The 19,270-nt window shown below is 44.4% G+C and carries 21 protein-coding genes; 10 read left to right on the forward strand and 11 right to left on the reverse strand.

What is annotated here, in order from left to right:
* Nucleotides 1-148: 148 nt before the first annotated feature.
* Genes TY87_RS05040 through TY87_RS05050 form a run of 3 tightly spaced genes read right to left on the reverse strand, consistent with a single transcriptional unit; the run spans nt 149 to nt 3,353 of the window.
* The gene (locus TY87_RS05040; RefSeq protein WP_232617070.1) at nt 149-1,399 is read right to left on the reverse strand and encodes an NAD(P)/FAD-dependent oxidoreductase; all 1,251 of its coding nucleotides are present in this window, start codon (nt 1,397-1,399) and stop codon (nt 149-151) included.
* A 53-nt stretch (nt 1,400-1,452) separates the two neighbouring features.
* Complete coding sequence (locus tag TY87_RS05045; protein WP_100186236.1) at nt 1,453-2,388, reverse strand: 4-hydroxyproline epimerase; 936 nt, start codon at nt 2,386-2,388, stop codon at nt 1,453-1,455.
* Nucleotides 2,379-3,353: a dihydrodipicolinate synthase family protein gene (locus tag TY87_RS05050; protein WP_100186237.1), complete on the reverse strand. Its 975-nt coding sequence runs from the start codon at nt 3,351-3,353 to the stop codon at nt 2,379-2,381. The genes TY87_RS05045 and TY87_RS05050 overlap by 10 nt, the downstream gene beginning before the upstream one ends.
* 243 nt (nt 3,354-3,596) lie before the next feature.
* Between TY87_RS05050 and TY87_RS05055 the strand changes: the two genes are divergently transcribed.
* Both TY87_RS05055 and TY87_RS05060 read left to right on the forward strand, forming a co-directional pair.
* Nucleotides 3,597-4,355, forward strand: a complete 759-nt coding sequence (locus TY87_RS05055; RefSeq protein ID WP_072838700.1) for a hypothetical protein — start codon at nt 3,597-3,599, stop codon at nt 4,353-4,355.
* A 65-nt stretch (nt 4,356-4,420) separates the two neighbouring features.
* Complete coding sequence (locus TY87_RS05060; protein ID WP_100186238.1) at nt 4,421-4,774, forward strand: hypothetical protein; 354 nt, start codon at nt 4,421-4,423, stop codon at nt 4,772-4,774.
* A 56-nt stretch (nt 4,775-4,830) separates the two neighbouring features.
* Here the strand turns inward: TY87_RS05060 and TY87_RS05065 are convergent, their stop codons facing one another.
* The 4 genes from TY87_RS05065 to lpdA all read right to left on the reverse strand — a co-directional run bounded on the left by TY87_RS05065 (nt 4,831) and on the right by lpdA (nt 6,978).
* Nucleotides 4,831-5,019, reverse strand: coding sequence for a hypothetical protein (locus TY87_RS05065; RefSeq protein ID WP_100186239.1), 189 nt, complete (start codon nt 5,017-5,019; stop codon nt 4,831-4,833).
* 15 nt (nt 5,020-5,034) lie between these two features.
* Nucleotides 5,035-5,295 carry a DUF2442 domain-containing protein gene (locus tag TY87_RS05070; RefSeq protein ID WP_100186240.1) on the reverse strand — a complete coding sequence of 87 codons (261 nt, stop codon included), beginning with the start codon at nt 5,293-5,295 and terminating at the stop codon, nt 5,035-5,037.
* A complete protein-coding gene (locus tag TY87_RS05075; protein WP_100186241.1) occupies nt 5,258-5,494 on the reverse strand; it encodes a DUF4160 domain-containing protein in 237 nt (78 codons plus the stop codon). The genes TY87_RS05070 and TY87_RS05075 overlap by 38 nt, the downstream gene beginning before the upstream one ends.
* A 77-nt stretch (nt 5,495-5,571) precedes the next feature.
* Nucleotides 5,572-6,978: a dihydrolipoyl dehydrogenase gene (lpdA, locus tag TY87_RS05080; protein WP_100186242.1), complete on the reverse strand. Its 1,407-nt coding sequence runs from the start codon at nt 6,976-6,978 to the stop codon at nt 5,572-5,574.
* 141 nt (nt 6,979-7,119) lie between these two features.
* On the opposite strand from lpdA, the gene TY87_RS05085 reads away from it, so the two are divergent.
* From TY87_RS05085 to TY87_RS05105, 5 genes are all read left to right on the forward strand, one after another.
* Nucleotides 7,120-7,683: a TetR/AcrR family transcriptional regulator gene (locus TY87_RS05085; protein ID WP_100186243.1), complete on the forward strand. Its 564-nt coding sequence runs from the start codon at nt 7,120-7,122 to the stop codon at nt 7,681-7,683.
* Nucleotides 7,684-7,778: 95 nt separating this feature from the next.
* Nucleotides 7,779-8,717 (forward strand): lauroyl-Kdo(2)-lipid IV(A) myristoyltransferase, encoded by a 939-nt coding sequence (lpxM, locus tag TY87_RS05090; RefSeq protein WP_100186244.1) that lies wholly within the window; start codon nt 7,779-7,781, stop codon nt 8,715-8,717.
* A 124-nt stretch (nt 8,718-8,841) separates the two neighbouring features.
* Nucleotides 8,842-9,786, forward strand: a complete 945-nt coding sequence (gene hemF, locus TY87_RS05095) for an oxygen-dependent coproporphyrinogen oxidase (protein ID WP_100186245.1) — start codon at nt 8,842-8,844, stop codon at nt 9,784-9,786.
* Between the two features lie 26 nt (nt 9,787-9,812).
* Nucleotides 9,813-10,625 (forward strand): shikimate dehydrogenase, encoded by an 813-nt coding sequence (gene aroE / locus TY87_RS05100; RefSeq protein WP_100186246.1) that lies wholly within the window; start codon nt 9,813-9,815, stop codon nt 10,623-10,625.
* A gap of 65 nt (nt 10,626-10,690) precedes the next feature.
* Nucleotides 10,691-11,851, forward strand: coding sequence for a GNAT family N-acetyltransferase (locus TY87_RS05105; protein ID WP_100186247.1), 1,161 nt, complete (start codon nt 10,691-10,693; stop codon nt 11,849-11,851).
* A 106-nt stretch (nt 11,852-11,957) separates the two neighbouring features.
* Here the strand turns inward: TY87_RS05105 and hmpA are convergent, their stop codons facing one another.
* Nucleotides 11,958-13,148 (reverse strand): NO-inducible flavohemoprotein, encoded by a 1,191-nt coding sequence (hmpA, locus tag TY87_RS05110; RefSeq protein ID WP_100186248.1) that lies wholly within the window; start codon nt 13,146-13,148, stop codon nt 11,958-11,960.
* 207 nt (nt 13,149-13,355) lie between these two features.
* On the opposite strand from hmpA, the gene norR reads away from it, so the two are divergent.
* A complete protein-coding gene (gene norR, locus TY87_RS05115) occupies nt 13,356-14,921 on the forward strand; it encodes a nitric oxide reductase transcriptional regulator NorR (protein WP_232617071.1) in 1,566 nt (521 codons plus the stop codon).
* An 80-nt stretch (nt 14,922-15,001) separates the two neighbouring features.
* Here norR and TY87_RS05120 read toward each other — a convergent pair whose 3' ends face one another.
* Complete coding sequence (locus tag TY87_RS05120; protein WP_100186250.1) at nt 15,002-15,442, reverse strand: group II truncated hemoglobin; 441 nt, start codon at nt 15,440-15,442, stop codon at nt 15,002-15,004.
* Between the two features lies 1 nt (nt 15,443).
* On the reverse strand, nt 15,444-15,647 hold the full coding sequence (locus TY87_RS05125) for a hypothetical protein (RefSeq protein ID WP_072838686.1): 204 nt from the start codon (nt 15,645-15,647) through the stop codon (nt 15,444-15,446).
* A 406-nt stretch (nt 15,648-16,053) separates the two neighbouring features.
* Here TY87_RS05125 and TY87_RS05130 point away from each other — a divergent pair, with 406 nt between their 5' ends.
* On the forward strand, nt 16,054-17,343 hold the full coding sequence (locus TY87_RS05130) for an MATE family efflux transporter (RefSeq protein ID WP_100186378.1): 1,290 nt from the start codon (nt 16,054-16,056) through the stop codon (nt 17,341-17,343).
* 117 nt (nt 17,344-17,460) lie between these two features.
* Entirely contained in the window at nt 17,461-18,351 is an 891-nt protein-coding gene (gene aroE / locus TY87_RS05135; RefSeq protein WP_072838685.1) for a shikimate dehydrogenase, read from the forward strand.
* 26 nt (nt 18,352-18,377) lie between these two features.
* On the opposite strand, the gene TY87_RS05140 is transcribed toward aroE (TY87_RS05135), so the two are convergent.
* Nucleotides 18,378-19,154, reverse strand: coding sequence for an FCD domain-containing protein (locus tag TY87_RS05140; protein ID WP_072838684.1), 777 nt, complete (start codon nt 19,152-19,154; stop codon nt 18,378-18,380).
* Between the last annotated feature and the right edge of the window lie 116 nt (nt 19,155-19,270).

Below are 19,270 nucleotides of genomic sequence, written 5' to 3' on the forward strand. Positions count from 1 at the left end.
GCTGATTAGGAGAGATGGTATCTACAAAAAATGATAAAAACCAATCACATGTAGGTCGGCCTTCAGGCCGTCAAAAAACTGATAACACCAAATCAAAGCTCTTTACGCGCTAAAGCACGCTAGAACTTTTTCAAAACCTTAAAACAGACTAAAACCGAGTGGCTGAAAATGGCGTAAGGTCAATATCTGGAGCCTGAGTATTGGCAAGCGCCGCGACTAATTCTGCGGTTCCTGCGGATTGAGTCAGTCCTAAATGTCCATGTCCAAAGGCGTAAATCACCCGTTGAGACCGACCGGAATAACTGATTACCGGAAGGCTGTCTGGCATAGAAGGACGAAAGCCCATCCACTGTTTACCTCCGTTAACTTTTAAACCGGGTAAGAAATTAGCTGCTTTTTCTAGTAAGACATCAGCACGTTGATAGTTAGGAGCTAAGTTTAAACCACCTAGCTCAACCGCACCGCCAACACGTACGCCCTCACCTATTTTTGTTACCACAAAGCCATGATTACTAAAGGTTATATGTGTCTTCAAATCGAATGCGCCAGTTGGCAAGGTCGTGTTGTATCCTCGTTCCGTATCTAATGGCAAACTGTCACCAATAGATCGCGCTAAAGTTTTTGACCAAGCCCCTGCAGCTAGAACAACTTGGCTTGTTTCATAGTCGGCCGCATCGCTTTTTAAGGTTACTCTATCGTTATTCACTTCAATGGAATCAATCGATGCAATGGCAATTCTACCGCCAAGTTTTTCAAACTCTTCAGCTAAATGTTTAGTCCATTCGGCAGGGTCGCAGACGTTTTTCCACTCCGGAGTAAAGGCCGCATGGGTAAATCGGGGATGAATGCCGGGCTGGATTTTGGCGATAGCGTCTGGACTGAGTAAAAATTCATAGATTACGCCATGTTGTTGTCGCGTTTGCCAACCTGCAAGACTGGCATTGAATTCTGCTTCACCTTCGTAAAGTTGTAACTGCCCTTCTCGACGAATCATAGCTTCGCCATTTACTGCTTGAATTTGGCGTTCAAGAGCTGCTTTAGAAAAATCCATCAAACTGGCTTGTGCCGCCAACGCTGCTTGATATTTGTCTTGCCAGCTGGCACGCCAGAAACGCAGCATCCAAGGGAGAATTTTCAACGTGTAAGCGGGACGCAATGATAAAGGGCCGAGGGGGTCGATCAACCACTTTGGTGCTTTGCGCATAATGCCTGGCGTGGCGAGAGGAATTACATCCGCAAAGGCAAACGCTCCTGCATTGCCGGACGACGTTTCTGCAGCAACACCTTTCCGGTCCAATACCAGCACTTGTCGGCCTTCAGATTGCAGTTTTAGCGCAATACTAATGCCGATAATCCCTGCTCCAATAACAATCACATCCTGATTTTTTGTCATGTCCATTTTGGGTTCACCAATTATTTCTAACCAATTATTTGAAGTCTAGCTATCCATCGCTAAGACAGTTTAATACCATTTTTTAACGGGTCGCTGGGGTTCATCATTAAGGTTGCTTCTTTGGTGACAAACGCCTGTCCGGTAATGTTAGGAATAATCGTATCGCTTGTTGAAGGCTGATAGCTCAAACGATAACTACTACCAATGGTGCTTTCTTGAATGATTTCTTCGCTTGGAGCAAGGCGATTATCCGCTGCTAGGCAAGCCAAGCGTGCTGAACTGCCTGTGCCGCAAGGTGATCGATCATAGGCGTTGTCAGGACACAGAACGAAGTTGCGGCTGTGGCCATTTTCACTAAGTGCTGGCCCATAAAGAACAACGTGGTCAATGATGCCACCATCTGTACCTGTTAATTGCTTTGTTTCAATGGCTTCGCGAATTTTGATCGAGACTTCGGTTAGGTTACGAATGTTGCTTGGAATCACAGGAACAGGGCTTTTATCGACAATAAAGAACCAATTCCCGCCATAAGCAATGTCGCCAGAAACTGTACCTACACCGTCGATCTCAAGGCGAACATCTTTCTGTAAACGACGGCTGGCAACGTTTTTCACCGTAACTGTATTCGCATCGGACAAGGTCACCTCTACTACGCCAACTGGCGTTTCAATCTTGTGGGTACCAATGCCTATTTTGCCCATGTGAGCCAACGTTGCGGCAACACCAATGGTGCCGTGACCACACATGCCGATGACCGCAGCGGCGTCGAAATAAATCACGCCTGCTACGCACCCAGGATCAACCGGATTGACCAGCATCACGCCGACCATGGCTTCTTGCCCATAGGGTTCTGATACTACAGAGCGATAAAAATCCTTATGTTCCGTAGCCAAAATTTTGGCGCGTTTGGCCAAAGAACCAGAGCCTAAATCTGGCCCACCAGACACAATAACGCGGGTTGGTTCACCTTCCGTATGACTGTCTATTACTTGCATGTATCTATTACTCCACCTTGTTTTGCCCAATCCGCAAACCAGTCTTTGAAGAGCGCATACTGATCTTCACAGTAACGACGCTGTGCGGCATTAAGCTCATCCGTTTCGTTGAAGTGTAATCGATACTCTTCTTCACCGTTTAAAACAAGCAAATATTTGAAGAACAAGACTAACTCAGGGCCTTCGTCGAAACTGGCTAAAACAGAAAAGGCTTCTTCTAATTCTTGGGCACGAATACGCGCTTCAGCGTTGCCTTTCGCAGCAAGCTTACATAAATTCGCTAGCAACAAAACTTCCTTCGGTAACGCCGTACCAATACCAGTAATTGCACCAACTGCGCCGCATTTTACGAAGCCATGATAGACCGCTGTATCGACACCAATCATCAATAAAACATCATCGTCCTGAGAAGTAATATTTTCCGCGGCATAGCGCAATGCTTCTTTACTGCCAAACTCTTTAAAGCCAACCAGATTTTTATGTTCAGCTCGTAGCGCGAAAAACAAATCCGCACGGGTTTCAAAACCATACACAGGGCTGTTGTAGATAATTGCTGGAATCGATGGTGCTGCTGCAAGAATTGCTTTGAAATGGTGCTTCTGTGCGGCAATCACCGAACCACGAGACAACACTCGAGGAATCACCATCAAACCCGCCGCTCCGACTTTTTCAGCGTGTGCTGCTAATGCCACAGCGGATTTGGTATTAATCGCCCCAGTACCGACTACCACAGGAATGCCTGCATTCACTAAGCGCTCCACGCCTTCCATCCGCTCGGCATCCGTCAACAAAGGCCAATCGCCCATGGAACCGCAATACACCACCGCCGACATCCCCGCCGCGATCATCTCCTTGCCCTTCTTCACCAAGGCATCGAAATCTGGCGTGCGATCCGACTTACAAGGCGTCATCAACGCCGGCATGATGCCGTTGAAAACACTTACATCAAAAACGTCATTGCTCATAATTCGATACCTTTCTAAGAAATTGAAGGAATTTAATATCTATTGGCGATAATGGATTTTGTATCCAAAATATACCTAGAGCAAAAAGTAGTCAACAAATTATCTGACTTAGTGGAAATGCGATATCCCGCGCAATTCATCCATAAATATGGTTTTTTTAGGTTAGTATTGCGGTTTCTCTTACTAAAAAATCAAAGAGAACCAAAAAGATAAGAGATTTATCTATTATTGAGGATGGATTGAATGGGTGACATTAGCAAAGGTGAGAAATCATCTAACATTTCTCCTAAAAGCCTATTTTTTGGCGTATTCGTAATTACAGTATTGGTGATGATTTTCTTTTGGTGGCTTTATGTAGATCACGTAGGGGCAGGGTTTTCAGATCAAGGGAAGAATTGGTCAGAGTTTGGTTCCTATTTTGGTGGTGTTCTTGGTCCTTTATTTTCAGCTGCCAGTATTCTTTTTGTTTGGTGGCAAAGCCACAAAGCAATGGCTTCTCAACAAGATCAGCTAAACAAACTTAATGAGCAGTTGGGGTTAGAAAAACAAATCATTTTTAGGAATGAATTTGTGCGTCTTTTGACAAAAGCCACAGAGCAAGGTGAAAAGAAATTTGTTGCGGGACATGTTGATTGCTTTAAGGGGCGCCTTGGAGCTATAGAATGTAGTTATAAAAAACTCAGTAGATGTGTCAAACCTAATTCACTCCAGAATGATCAAAAAATCTCTAACGAAAATCTTCGAGTTGTTTGGGAAGTCTTACGTCCCTATTTAGCCAATATCTTTGAGTTAGCTGATTTCCTTGATAAAAGTACTAAATTTGAGGTGTCAGAGAATGAGCGTGTTGCTTATATTCGACAGTTCAATTCCGAGTTCTATACGGTAATGCAAGAAATTTCACCTGCTAATCAATTACTCTTCATTGACGAACTTTTAAAGAAGCCTGAGATTCATGGATATGGTGAGATATCGCATATTTTTAGTGAGCCAGAGAAATATTGAGTTCTAATAGTTTTTGATAACTACTGTCAGAATTAATGTGAATTAGAAGTTTTATGGAGTAATTTTTGTCCTATTTAGAACAGTTTATGCAGCAGTGGAAAGTATATTTAAAACAACAGTTTTCTCATTGTGGGCTGAGCTATGTCGCCACAGATGCTGGTGATAGTATGGATATCAAAGCCAATTCATTGGCCTATTTCAGTTGGCTAAGGACGACTTTTAGAGCGGATCATGGTTTCGATGAGTCAAGAGACACGCTCGCTTGGACAATGCTTGAAAAGCAATTAAGGTCGCTTGCGAATAAAGCAGAAAACGGCACATTTGATCTGGTTTCTAAGCTTCATCTCGAAGAAAGCCAGATCCAGATTGTTCTCAATTTTAGTTATGATGACGATCAACATATCTTCTATGTGAGCTGACTTTAGGTTTCTTTAAGATCACTCTTTATCATAAGAAAATGTTTTATTCATTTGCTCTATACGGAACCTAATCGCTTCGATTTGGGTAGGCGGCTCAATAGGTGACGTTTCTCTTCGTAGGCTTCGGCAAGTACCGCCAAGATTTTCATTTGATTACTTTCTGGTGTGTTGGTTTTGGCACCACGTAGATTACGCATACGCAAAACGGCTGCGTCTAGTTCGTCATCGTTTTTAATAATATCCATACCATCATCCCTATCTTAGTGCTTTGCTTTCAGGGGATACTTCTCTGGGTGCTTAATGCCGTCAAGAGATAAGTCCACATCTAAATCAGGCCAGCAGAAGCCACTCTCCCCTTGCTTTTCAACATTAAAAACGGCCTTGACGGGCGCGTTTTTAAACCATGGGAATTCTTTGTAACTCAAGAAATATTCTTCTCCTTGAGTTAATAGCCAAAGTCCATTAGGTGTTAATCCTAAAACCTCAACCGAAGTGTCTTTGCCAAGCGGCGATGATTTCATCTTTGTGCTCCTCAACGCTCTTTTCTAATTTAGAAAGCTCTTTTACTGAAAGATTGTAGCTCTTTGCAAGAGTAATTTCAGGAGCTATCCAGAATTTTGCTTCGCCATCATGTCCAACGATATGGACATGTATTCTTTCTTCTTCATTGGAGAAAAAGAAAAATTTAAAACCATTTTCTCTATATACCGCTGGACTCATATATTCCTCACATCCTTATGATTCACGTTTTATTATAGCTGCTTTATTGAGCAGCTATCTATGTCTTGAATAAGAGTTTAACGCACAATGTTCGTTTTCTTGTTCGGCAAGTCTGTAATCGTCCCGGCGCCAAGTTCTGCAGCCAAGCCGACGGTTTCGTGGAGGCTTGGGTGGGCGTGGATTGTTAAGGCGATGTCTTCCAGTGTGGCGCCGAATTCAATGGCGAGTGTCAGTTCACCGAGTAATTCTCCCGCGTGGGAACCCACAACGCCAGCGCCTAAGACGCGTTCTGTTGCTTCGTCATAAATGAGTTTGGTTTTACCCTGAGTCACGCCAGAGGCAATGGCACGTCCGCTTGCCGTCCATGGGAAAACGGCGGTTTTTATGGCGATGTTTTGTTTTTTTGCTTCTGTTTCGGTTAAACCAACCCAGGCCACTTCTGGAAAGGTATAAGCGATGGACGGAATGGCGAATGGTTGGAAATCAACCTTGTGACCCGCAATGACTTCAGCGGCGGTATGGCCTTGATGTGATGCCTTGTGCGCCAACATTGGGCCGTGAGTGACGTCGCCAATCGCATAAATGTTGGGTACAGATGTTTGGCACTTTTCATTTGTCAGTACAAAACCACGTTCGTCTAATTTGACGCCGATGTCGGAAATACCCGCGGTTTGGCCATTAGGCGAGCGACCCACAGCGACGAGTACTGAGTCTACGGCGAGCTTACGCTCACCGTCTTTGTCTTGCATGGTGACGTTCAAGGCTTCTGGGGTCGCTTCTATGTTAGTCACTTGTGTTTTTGTCAAAAAGCTCATGCGGTCTTTGTTCACTTGCTCGAATACTTGTACTAGATCTTTGTCGGCGCCGGTCATGATTTGCTCGCCAAGTTCCGCGACGGTAATTTTTGCGCCAAGAGATTGGTAAACGGTCGCCATTTCTACGCCGATAATGCCGCCACCGAGTACCAATAAGTGCTCTGGAATACGTTCAAGCTGCAGCGCGCTAGTGGAGTCTAAAATTCGTGGATCGTCATAAGGCACAAACGGCAATTTAATCGCACGAGAACCGACGGCGATGATAGCGTTTTTAAAATCGACTTGTTGTGACTGTCCATCTTTGGTGACTGTGATTGAGCTGGTCGAATCGAACTTGCCTTCCCCATGAATAATGGTGACTTTCCTGCCCTTGGCCATCATCGTTAGGCCGCCAGTTAATGTGTCTACGGTGGATTGTCTGTGGTGGCGGATGTCGTCTAGATTGATGGTTGGTTTGGCAAATTGCACGCCATGAGCCGGTTCTTCGGCCATAAGGATTTTGCCCGCCACATGTAACAAGGCTTTGGACGGAATACAGCCAACGTTCAGACAAACGCCGCCCAAGGTGTCATGGCGTTCTATCATAGCCACGTTCAATCCTAAATCCGCTGCTCGAAATGCGGCAGCATAGCCACCAGGCCCACTACCCAAAACCACTAGATCGTACATCACATTATTCTCCTCAGATCGTTCAATGAAGCGAAAAGGCATTCTACCTATCACTAGATAGATGCAATATAACTTGAGTATTTAGACTTGGTCAATAAAATACCTATCACTAGATAGATAACATGACGATGAGACACATTCATGACCGTTGAGAAAAACGATACCAAAACCAAAATTCTGGATGCTGCCGAGCGTTTTATTATTCAAGGCGGTTACAGTTCGTTTAGTTTTCGAGACATTGCTGAAGCAGTAGGAATAAAGAGTGCGAGTGTTCACTATCACTACCCGACCAAAGGTGACTTGGTATCGGCTGTAATGGTGCGTTATACCAGTGACTTTTCCGAGCTATTGCCTAACCCTAAAGACGAAAAGTTTTCCCCTAAAATTTTGTTAAATGGTTTTATCAAGGGCTTCAAAGCTAAGATAGTGGATCAGCGTGATATGAGCTTATGCACTATGCTGACATCGAATAAAGCTATTTTGCCCGAAGCTGTTTGTATCGAATTAGCAGCGTTTTATCAGCTTATTTTAGACTGGCTTTCGCAGGTATTTGTGCGTTTAGATCAGATTAATGAAGATTTGGGATTGATACAAGCCAGTCAGCTATTAGCTTGTTTACATGGTGCTTCCATTTTAGTGCAAGGCACGGATCAGCCTGATTTTTTTGATCGAGCTTTATCAGATTGGAAGGCTCGCTGCCAGTAAAACGTGTACATTCAATAATTAAAAGCAGGGCATATAACAATATACAGTGTTTGAGGTATCATGTTGTTTTCACAATTTATGCGAATACTCTCTGAATGAGCAACGGCGACAAGCATACATATAATCCTACTTTTGAGTGGCGGTTTCTTCACCCACGCTTTTGGCTGACATGGTTTAGTGTCTTGGTCTCGTTGCTTATTGCTTTTTTCCCCTTGCGCTGGCGCGATAAGCTAGCGAGTTGGATTGCAGGTCGATTGCTTAATACAAAGAGTCGCGCATTAAAAAGAGCAAGGGTGAACTTAGAGCATTGTTTTCCTGACAAAACTCTAGAAGAGCGAGAAACTCTGCTTAAAAGAAGCTTTCAAACCGCCGCCCAATATTTTATTGCCTATGGTGAGTTAATTGTGCGTAGCAAGCGTCATTGTGAAAATCGCTGTGTCATTTTTGGAGAAGAGCATTTATTTCCTCTGCTAAGAAGTGACCAGAATGTGATTGCTCTGGTGCCGCACTGCTGGGCGATTGATTATGCTGGGGTGATGTTGACTGCGAAAGGTCATAAAACCGTTGCTATGATACGTACTCAGAAAAACCCTATTTTTAATTGGTTGATCCATCTTCAGCGGGTTCGGTATGGTGCGCGCGTGTATTGCCGAAGTGCAGGTATTAAGCCTTTTATGAAATCAGTTAAAGAAGGCTATCTTGGGTATTACTTACCAGATGAAGATTTGGGTGCCCAGCATTCCGTTTTTACGCCTTTTTTTGCGTCTAACAAGGCGACAATGAAGGGCTTGGGTCGATTGGCCAGCCTTACTGATGCGAAAGTTGTTCCCATGTTGCCAGCATATAATGCAGAATTAGGTAAATACGAACTTTTCATCTCACCTCCCTTGGAAAATTTCCCTAGTGGAAGTGAAGAGACCGATGCACTCATTATGAACCAAGCTCTTGAGGCGATGATATCTAAGCATCCTGAGCAATATATGTGGGTACTAAATCTTTTACGAACGCGTCCTGATGGTTCAGATCTTTATTAATGGCTCTCTTCTATTAACAAGTTCCTTCGCGACAAATGTTCTTTCAGTGTTATAAACTACGGCCTAAATGATTAGGCCGTTTTTATTTGTTCTGTTTTAAAGCCACGACAAGATGGAGTATTTCATGTCAGCAAGCTCACCAGCTACGGTTACCAACCTCGATGTTCAAGCCGTTAAAGACTATCTCCTGTCCCTTCAAGACCATATTTGCTCTACATTAGAAACCGTTGAACCGACAGCTCGTTTCAAAGAAGACGCTTGGGATAGACCTAATGGCGGAGGCGGACGTACTCGTGTTATCGCAGGTGGTGAGGTTATTGAAAAAGGCGGTGTGAACTTCTCTCATGTCATGGGTGATAACCTACCTCCCTCTGCGACGGTAGATCGTCCTGAGTTGGCTGGTGGTCGATTCGAAGCCATGGGCGTGTCTTTGGTGATTCATCCGAACAACCCTATGGCACCCACTTCCCATGCCAACGTGCGTTTATTTATCGTCTATAAAGATGGTATGGCACCAGTATGGTGGTTTGGTGGTGGTTTTGATCTGACACCTTATTATGGTTTCGATGAAGATTGTATTCATTGGCATCAAGCGTCTTATGATGCTGTCGAACCATTTGGTGAAGGTTATTACTCTCGTTTTAAAAAATGGTGTGATGAGTACTTTTATTTGAAACACAGGGGTGAACCGCGTGGTATTGGCGGTTTGTTCTATGATGATTTTAACGAAGGCAGTTTTGAGCATTGTTTTGGGATGATGCAATCGGTAGGCAATACATTTACTAAAGCCTATTTACCGATTTTAGAGCGCCGTAAAGATTTGCCATTCACTGAGCAACAACGTGACTTCCAATTACATCGTCGTGGACGCTATGTAGAGTTTAATTTGGTGTTTGACCGTGGTACGCATTTTGGCTTACAAAGTGGCTTGGGTCGTACCGAGTCTATTTTGATGTCATTGCCGCCAGAAGTGCGTTGGACATATGAATATCAGGTCGAAGTGGGTAGCGAAGAAGCGAAATTAACCGAGTATTACCTAACGTCGAAAGATTGGCTTATTACTCGCTAATTGAAGAACAACGAAGAGGATAAATTTTGGATCAATACGCTGTTGTTGGAAATCCGATTGCTCACAGTAAATCACCTAGTATTCATGCGCACTTTGCTACGCTGACAAATCAAGACTTGGTGTATTCGACCTTACTTGGTGACGAGGTTGAATTTGAAAACCAAGTCAGAGACTTTTTTGAAAAAGACGGAAAAGGTCTGAATATTACGGTGCCGTTTAAAGAACGCGCATACGCTATGTGCGATATTTTAAGCCAACGGGCAAAACAAGCCGGTGCGGTGAATACTTTGCTAATGGGTAAAAATGGCGACCTGTTCGGCGACAATACAGACGGAATCGGTATGGTTCGCGACATTATCCATAATCATGGTCAGAGTTTAACGGATAAACGCATTCTTTTACTGGGCGCTGGTGGCGCAGTTCGTGGTGTACTTGAACCTGTTTTAGCTGAGAACCCAGAATCTGTCACCATTGCGAATCGTACAGTCGAGAAAGCACAATTATTGGCTGATCAATTTGATTGTTTAGCTTCGACTTTCGAAGCATTAGAAGGCCCTTTTGATATCATTATCAATGGTACTTCGGCGAGCTTGTCTGGCAGTTTACCACCATTAAAAGATGAATTAATAAACGCTGATACATGGTGCTACGACATGATGTACGGCAAAGAACGCACGGTGTTTTTACAGTGGGCCCATGAGCGTGGTGCTGATGGTGCCGATGGTCTTGGTATGTTGGTTGGCCAAGCTGCAGAAGCTTTTTATCTGTGGCGGCAAATTCGACCTGAAACCGCCAGTTTGGTTGATGCTATGCGCGAACAAATGGAAGCCGCTTACTAATCAGTGAAATGTTAATCAGTGAAATTAAGTGAATCAGCGAAATAAGCGTCATAAAGGAAAGTAGTATGAAAGCGCAATGGTTCAACTCGGTCGATCAAATAGGTGAAGCCAAATGGCAAGAGGCTATTGGAGAAACACGTTATCCTTTTGCGCAATTTGCTTTTCATCAGGCGTTAGAGCAAAGCAAAAGCATCGGCGATGGAACGGGCTGGTATCCTGAATATTTGCTGGTGATGGATGACGATGACAGCCCGCTGGCCATCGCCCCAACCTATTTGAAAACTCACTCCCAAGGTGAATTTGTCTTTGATTGGTCTTGGGCAGATGCCTACCAACGCTATGGCATGAGTTACTTTCCTAAGCGTATTTGGGCGATTCCTTTTTCTCCTGTGACAGGCTTACGGATCTTCTCTCACCTTGATCCTAAAGGCGATGATGTGCAGTTTTCTCATCTGTACCCAGCGCTTGCAGAATTAATGACTCAAGCCAACCAAGAACGAGAGTTTTCAAGCTGGCATCTGTTATTTACCAAGCCTGAACACGCGGCGTTATTCGCACCAAATAAAGACCTATTGCACCGAATTTCTTGTCAGTTCCATTGGTTTAATCGTGATTACAAAGACATGGAAGACTATTTGTCACACTTCTCCAGTCGTAAACGCAAAACCGCCCGCAAAGAACGAGACAAGGTTGCTAAGGAAGGCATCACATTGACTCGAGCCCTAGGCAACGATTTGACCTCGGCAGAAATTGATTTCTTTTACCTGTGCTATCAATCCACTTACGCAAAGCGTGGTCAGCAAGGTTACCTTACTCGCGAATTCTTTGGTCAATTAGCCGAAAATATGGGCGATCAAATACTCTTGGTCCAAGCCTTTCGTGATGAAGAAGCCATAGCTGCGTCTTGGTGTTTCTTCGACGATCATTCTTTGTATGGTCGTTACTGGGGTTGTATGGAAGAAGTGGATTGCCTGCATTTTGAAGCTTGTTACTACCAAGGTATCGAATTTTGCCTAGAAAAAGGCTTACAGCATTTTGATCCAGGCACTCAAGGAGAACACAAAATTGCCCGTGGCTTTGAGCCTGTATTTAGCCACAGCATTCACTACATCGCCCATGAAGGTTTCCGTGATGCTATTGGTAACTTCTGCGAGGAAGAAGCCCAAGCTGTGCGTGAGTACCATCGAGATACTCACGCCTTGTTGCCGTTTAAGCAGGAAAGCTAGTAACCCCCTCCCTGCTCCCCCCTCCCCCCTTAGCAGGGGGAGGAACTAAGGTTTTTGTTCCCTCCCCTTTTGTCTTCCAAGGTGAGGGCTAGGGAGGGGTTTAATATCAAACCTCTTGATGTGGGCCGAACAATTCGTAATGAATTCGGTCTGCTTCCACTCCGAGCGTTAAGAGCTGCTGTTTAACAAACATCATGAAGCCAACAGGCCCGCATAAGTAAAACTCGCCATTCGTCAGAGGTAAGTTGTCTTTGATGGCTTCTAGTTGCATCATGCCGTTTAACACTCCTTCTTCTTCGCTGTCGGCTTGTTCGTACCAAGTGTGAACGGACAAATTCAGTTGGTCTTTCAAGCTGTTCACGTGCTCTTTGAAGGAATGCTGACCTTGATGAGCACAAGCGTGTAAATAGCTTACTGGGTGGCTGTATTGCTGTTTAGCAAGAGTGTTTAGTATGGCTTGCATTGGCGTTAAGCCAACACCACCAGAAATCAGTACCACAGGAGTTTGTTTGTCTTGGAAAACGAAATCGCCTGCAGGTGGCATGGCTTCTATTTCATCGCCGACGTTTAGGTGATCGTGAAGGTAGTTCGACATGACCCCAGCTATGTCGCCAGCGCCTTCGCGTTTGACGCTTATGCGATAACTTTTACCATTTGGCGCTGTTGATAAAGAGTATTGACGTATCTCATCGAACTCATTGCCTTTTGGATGTAACTTAACGCCCAAATATTGCCCTGGCTGATAGTCAATTACTGCGCCGCCATCCACAGGCTCAAACACAAAGCTGGTAACCAAATCAGATTCTGGTGTTTTGGAGGCTACACGGAAACGGCGGAAGTCTTTCCAGCCGCCAAGTTGGGCAGCGCGTTCTTTATAAAGATCACCTTCGACTTGAATAAATATCCCAGCTAATTGCATGTAAGCCGCTACCCATGCTTCTTCTACGTCTTTGGTAAAAGCATCTGGAGCGAGTTCACGCAAGGTTTCAATAAGGTGATGACCAACGATGTCATATTGACTCGGTTGGATATTAAAACTGGTGTGCTTATGAGCTATACGCATCACGGCACTGGTAAGTACTTCGAGATTATCGATATGTGTTGCGTATGCCGCGATGGCATTGAACAAAGCCGCAGGTTGACCACCAGTTCTTTGGTGGGTCATGTTGAATACATCTTTTAGCTCTGGATTATGAGAGAACATGCGTTGATAAAAATGCTCAGTAATCGCGGTTCCTGCAGAAGCAAGAAGTGGAATAGTAGCTTTGACAGTGTCTATATGGTGTTGAGTTAACATGTTATTTCCTTTTCTAAGAGTACGAATAAATGCTTTCTTAACTCTTCTATAGCGAAGCTCGTGCCAACTTATAATTGATAATAAAATCAGTGGTTTATGTTTTTAATATAAAAATTAGAGTCAATAAGACTCACCAAAAAGAAAGTCTATATGGTATGTTTGAGTCAAATTGACACGAAAAATAATTCGCCCTATGAGCCGATATCCATGAAGCAGGTTTCTAATAACGCCTTACTTAGCTTTGCCCTCGATCTTGCTAGTGCGGTGACACAGCCGAATCGCTTTGAACAATTGGTTTATGCGGTGCGGGCAACGATTAATTGTGATGCCGTCGTTTTATTGGCGAACAACAATGGTGTGCTGGCGCCACTTGCCCAGCGAGGCTTATCGGAAGATCTGATGGGACGTCGATTCATTATTGATGAACACCCGCGTCTGAAAGCGATCAGTAGCGGACATTATCCAGTTCGTTTTCCCGCAGACTCGCCGCTTCCAGATCCTTACGATGGCATGGTGTTAGGCCATGACGAGAATTTGCCAGTGCATTCCTGCATGGGAGTGCCGCTGTATTTGGAAGGCAAGTTGATTGGCGTGGTGACGCTAGACAGCATTATGCCGGGCGTTTTCGATGATATCGACGCGCGCGCTTTGGAAATTATCGGTACCATGGCGGCTATGACGCTAAATACCGCCATCTTAATGGAAAAATTAGAAAACCAATCACAACATGCTCAAAACGTATTAAAAGTAATGGGCGAGCAAAGCCATGAAATGATAGGTCAGAGCAAAGCCATGCAAGACCTTAAACAGTCGATTAATCTGGTTGCCCCATCGGACTTTGCCATTTTGATTGAAGGGGAAACCGGCGTCGGTAAAGAGTTGGTTGCGAGAGCATTACATGAGCAATCTGCTCGCTCTGAAGCGCCAATGGTTTATGTGAACTGCGCTGCGATTCCTCATCACCTTATCGAAAGTGAGCTTTTCGGACATGTAAAAGGGGCGTTTACCGGGGCGGACCGAGATCGAGACGGTAAGTTTCTATTGGCCGACGGCGGAACCTTATTGCTTGATGAAATTGGCGAATTACCTTTAGAAGTGCAGGGAACTTTGCTTCGCGCTATTCAGAATCAAGAAATCCAAGCCGTGGGCAAAGATCAAATTCGTAAAGTAAATGTACGCATCATTGCTGCAACCAACCGACATTTAGAAACCGAAGTGGCAGAACATCGTTTTCGTGCGGATTTATTCCATCGCCTTAGCGTCTTCCCGATTCAAGTTCCTGCGTTACGTGACAGACAAGGCGATGTTCCATTGTTGGCCGGATTCTTCGCTGAGCGCTTCCGTCGAAAGTTAGGCCTGCAGCAACTGACTTTATCCGCATCAGCTATTGGCATGCTCGAAGCTTATCACTGGCCTGGAAATGTACGTGAGCTAGAGCACGTCATCTCCCGCGCTGCGCTTTTCGCCAAAGCGGACAATGCAACAGGGATTACAGTTATTTCATCAGCGCATTTAACAGGATTACAAATCGATAATAGCTCACAAGAAAAGATACAAAATACCGAAACATCACAGCAAGTCTTAGATAAGCAAGAAATAATAGATTTACGTTTAGAAACAGAGACTTATCAACGCAATCTAATCCGTAAAGCGCTAGAAGAAAGTGAAGGGAACTGGACCAAGGCTGCTCAACAGCTATCTATGGATCGCGCAAACCTAGCGCGCTTGGCAAAACGCTTAGGGATTGTTGTTGCCAAAGAAATTCGTTCTTAATCATGAAGCGTTTCAGAAACGCAATGACATTCCTATGAGGTAGGCGACAGTTTCGAATTTGGAATGTCATTGTGTTTCGTTTAAACCGATTCACCGTGTTTAGCCGCACTTACTTGTCGAATCCGTTCAGCAGGAAAAGCGAGCTGAGGCAGTAAATAAGCTTTCAATTCTTCTGAATAACCCAATTCATCTAATGCTGCGGCCATGCAGTTTAGCCACATGGCTTTTTCTTTTTCGGTAACGATTAAGTGAGCATGAGCATGAGCTTGAGGTAAACTGATTGGTCCGTATTTTTTCGAGAACAACTTCTCGCCACCCATCCAGCCAGATAAAAAAGACACCAACTTGTCGATGGTTAGTTCAATATCGCTAGGATGCATGTCAAACAGTGGTCGAAACTCTGGTGTGTTTTTCATAATGCAATAGAAGGTTTCGACCAAATTTTGCAAGCCAGTTAATCCGCCGACGGCTTGTAAGGTGACATCGCCTTCGCCATAAATGGGCGGGTTAGAAGGAGTCATTTTATTCGACATCTTTTGGTTGGTTTTGCTGTTTTTTAGCAACTTTTTCTTTGTCCATTTTGATCGAGTTGCGATAGCCGCCTAATGCCGCCAATGCGCCGATGATGAAACTCATGTAAAGCGGAATTTGAAACAGCATAGTAATACTGATGAAGACACACCCGACGGCTAAACCTTCGATAAAGGGCTTGAGTTTCTTGGGCATAAAATTTCTCCGAACGATAAAAATTAAACGCGAGTCTAGCAAATTTCCACGACGATGTGAGCAGGATTGTGGAAAAAAGCATCACTTATCCAATATTAGAAACATTGAATTTTATCGAATTTATTCTTCCTATTTTTGTGGGTAAGTGAGAGTTAAACGAGAACCATACTTAATAACCACCCTAATATGACCAATTATTGCACAAAGCCATTAAAAACTGCCCCGAATTGTGAATAACTGCTATTATTTTCCACAGATCAGCGTGTTCCTATTTTCCGTTTTTGATTGATTTTTATCCACAGAATTTGAAATACCCACAAGTGAGACTCGTGTGTCAAAGTTATCCCCTAGTTCTATTTTTTGCTCGTATCGTGCAAATGCTGTATTGAATCAAAAAATTTGGCGCATGGCATGGCCGCCGATGATTTCGAACATCACCACTCCTTTGCTTGGTTTAGTTGATACCGCTGTAGTTGGACACTTGGGAACGGCGACACATCTTGCTGCTGTAGCGATTGGCGCGAGTATTTTTAGCTTTCTGTTTTGGGCGTTTGGTTTTTTGCGCATGGGCTCAACCGGATTGACAGCACAAGCGCTTGGACAAGGTGACGAAAGACGTGTTCGTGAGCTGCTTTTGCAATCGATTTTGATGGGCGTGTTTATCGGGCTAATCTTGATTTTATTCCGAGCCCCATTGATCGATTTGGCGATCTCCTTGATGGAGCCAAGTGCTGAAGTGGAACCTTGGGCACGTTTGTATTGTGAAGCACGGATTTTTAGTGCTCCAGCGGTATTAGCCGGTTATGCCTTAATGGGTTGGTTCTTTGGTGTGCAATATTCCAAAGGGCCCCTGTGGATGCTGTTGGTGATCAATGTCGCCAATATGATTCTCGACTATTTTGCCGTTTATGGTTTGGGCATGGCGAGTGACGGCGTGGCGTGGGCAACCGTGTTCGCGCATTATATTGGCGTGACTGTCGCCGGTGTTTTGGCTTGGCATAAATTGAAAGGCTTTTCGGGTCATGTACCCTTACGTGTTTTGGCGAAATGGCGTGAATACATGGCGTTAGTTCAAGTGAATCGTTACCTCTTTGTACGTACCATTCTTTTGCTCTTGGTGATGTTGTTTTTCACTGCTCAAGGCGCGCGTCAAGGAGATTCGATTCTTGCTGCGAACGCGGTTTTGCTGACTTTCTTGATGATTATTTCTAACGCCTTGGATGGTTTTGCTTTTTCGGTTGAAGCCTTGTGTGGCGAATATTATGGCCGTAAAGACAAAGCGAACTTTAAGAAGGTCATTCAGCTCTCTACCTATTGGGCGTTGTTTGCAGCGGTTATGTTGATGCTGATATTTTGGCTTTTTGGCAATCAAATAATCGCCTTACTGACCAGTGTGCAAAGTGTTCGAGACGATGCCGCTCTGTACCTACCTTGGCTCATCTTCTTCCCTCTGTTGGGTATTTGGTCTTTTATGTTGGATGGCATTTTCATCGGCACAACCAGTGTAAAACAAATGCAAAACACCATGATTATTTGCGTGGTTGGCGTGTTCTTCCCTGTATGGTTTATCACTCAAGACCTTGGCAACCATGGTTTATGGCTTAGCCAAGCCATGTTATTTATTGCTAGAGCGATCACGTTATATTGGTGTTATCTGCAAAACATGAGAAAAGGCGTTTGGTTCGCGAATTCATAAAGCCTATTACTTAGTGTAAAGACTCCTGTTAACAATTGAAATTTTTCTGGCGACTGGGTTTGTTACCATGAATGACGTGCTCTTTTTTAAAGCCACCAAACATGGAGAGAATTCAATATGTCGAAGAATTTCTTAAGCGAGTTAACCGGTTCTTTTGCCACGCCAGCGTTAGAAAACCCTACTGGCGTGATGATGGAAGCTGCGTATCGAGATTTGGGTCTGGATTGGCGTTACATCAATTGCGAAATCCAACCTAATGATCTTGCAAACGCCGTATTAGGTGCGAAAGCTATGAACTGGTGCGGTTTTAACTGCTCAATTCCTCATAAAGTGTCTGTTATTTCACACCTTGATGACTTAGGCGAGTCGGCTCGAATCATTGGGGCAGTCAATACCGTGGTGAATCGTGATGGTAAGCTTATTGGTGAAAATACCGATGGCCGTGGTTTTGTCGAATCCGTTAAATCCAGTTTAGAGCTAACCAAAAAGCGCGTTGTGCTGTTTGGCGCAGGTGGTGCGGCACGAGCGGTTGCGGTTGAATTAGCTTTGGCTGGAGTGGCGCACATAACCATTGTGAATCGTAATCAAGAGCGTGGCGAAGAGCTTTCCAAACTGGTTGCCGATAACACGTCGGCTGGCGCGGAATACCATGCTTGGACAAAGCAATATCAGATTCCTGCCGATACTGATTTGGTAATCAATGTGACCTCTATTGGCTTATATCCCAATGTGGATGCAGAGCTAGATATAGACACAGATTCGATTAAATCTAGCATGGTAGTTGCAGATGGAATTTTCAATCCACCTGAAACGCGATTGATTCAAACCGCTAAAACTAAAGGCTGCACGACGGTAAATGGCTTGGGTATGCTCGTCCAGCAAGGCGCAATCGCTTTCGAATACTGGACAGGAAAAACGCCTTCTATCGAGGTGATGAAAACCGCATTGAGTGATGCTTTGGACATTACAGATCTGGACAGCACGGATTTGGAGAGTACAGAAAAATAATAATCACTGGAATACCCAAAGATTGTTTAAAGCGGATTCTGATGCTCGTTTCTGCGTAGCGAGCGTTGTATCCGTGTTTCCTCTTGGCGCATTTTCAATAAATTGTCTTCCACAAACACCAAATGTGTATGCGCCGCCGTGCGAGCGGCTTCGGCGTCGCCAGCCATGATGGCTTGATAAAGATTGGAGTGCTGTTCCATCACGCGCTGACGAGCGGCTTGCTTCTCAAATAGATTCCTAAGGTTACTCGAAATGCTTTTCGCCAACATGGCGTGCAGGCTGCGAAGTGTGTGAAGTAAGACTACGTTGTGTGCTGCTTCCGCGATGATCATGTGAAACTCCACATCTAATTTTGCTTCTAAGGCGAAGGCTTTGTTTTGATTGGCCTCTACCAGTTGATTAAAGCATTGTGTGAGCTTGGTTTTATCGGCGTCGGTACTGCGCAAAGCAGCGTAATACGCGGCGAGACTTTCTAGCGCATCGCGAAACTCCAATTGATCGTATAAGAACTCATCGTGGGAACTGAGCAAATCTTGCAGCGGATCGGCAAACGAGCTGCCTAGCTGTTCCGACACATAAGTGCCACCGCCATGACGACTGAATAATACACCGCGCGCGATCAGTTTTTGAATGGCTTCCCGCAACGAAGGACGAGATACTTCAAAACGCGCTGCCAATTCCCTTTCTGGTGGCAGCTTTTGCCCCGCCGTAAAACTGCCTTCTAAAATCATGCTTTCGAGCTCTTTCATGATGATGTCGGAAATTTTCGGTTGTTTAACGCGACCAAAGTGATTGGATTCCATGACTTTTCCTAAAAATGTATTCTTTAAAGATAGCTTTCGACATTGCTGTGTATAAGTTAAAAAGTGGTAAAACCAATTGATATTGTCGCTAAAATTCACGAAATATCGACTAAACT

Origin of the sequence: Marinomonas sp. BSi20584, from assembly GCF_002792415.1 — a bacterium.
GTDB lineage: Bacteria > Pseudomonadota > Gammaproteobacteria > Pseudomonadales > Marinomonadaceae > Marinomonas > Marinomonas polaris.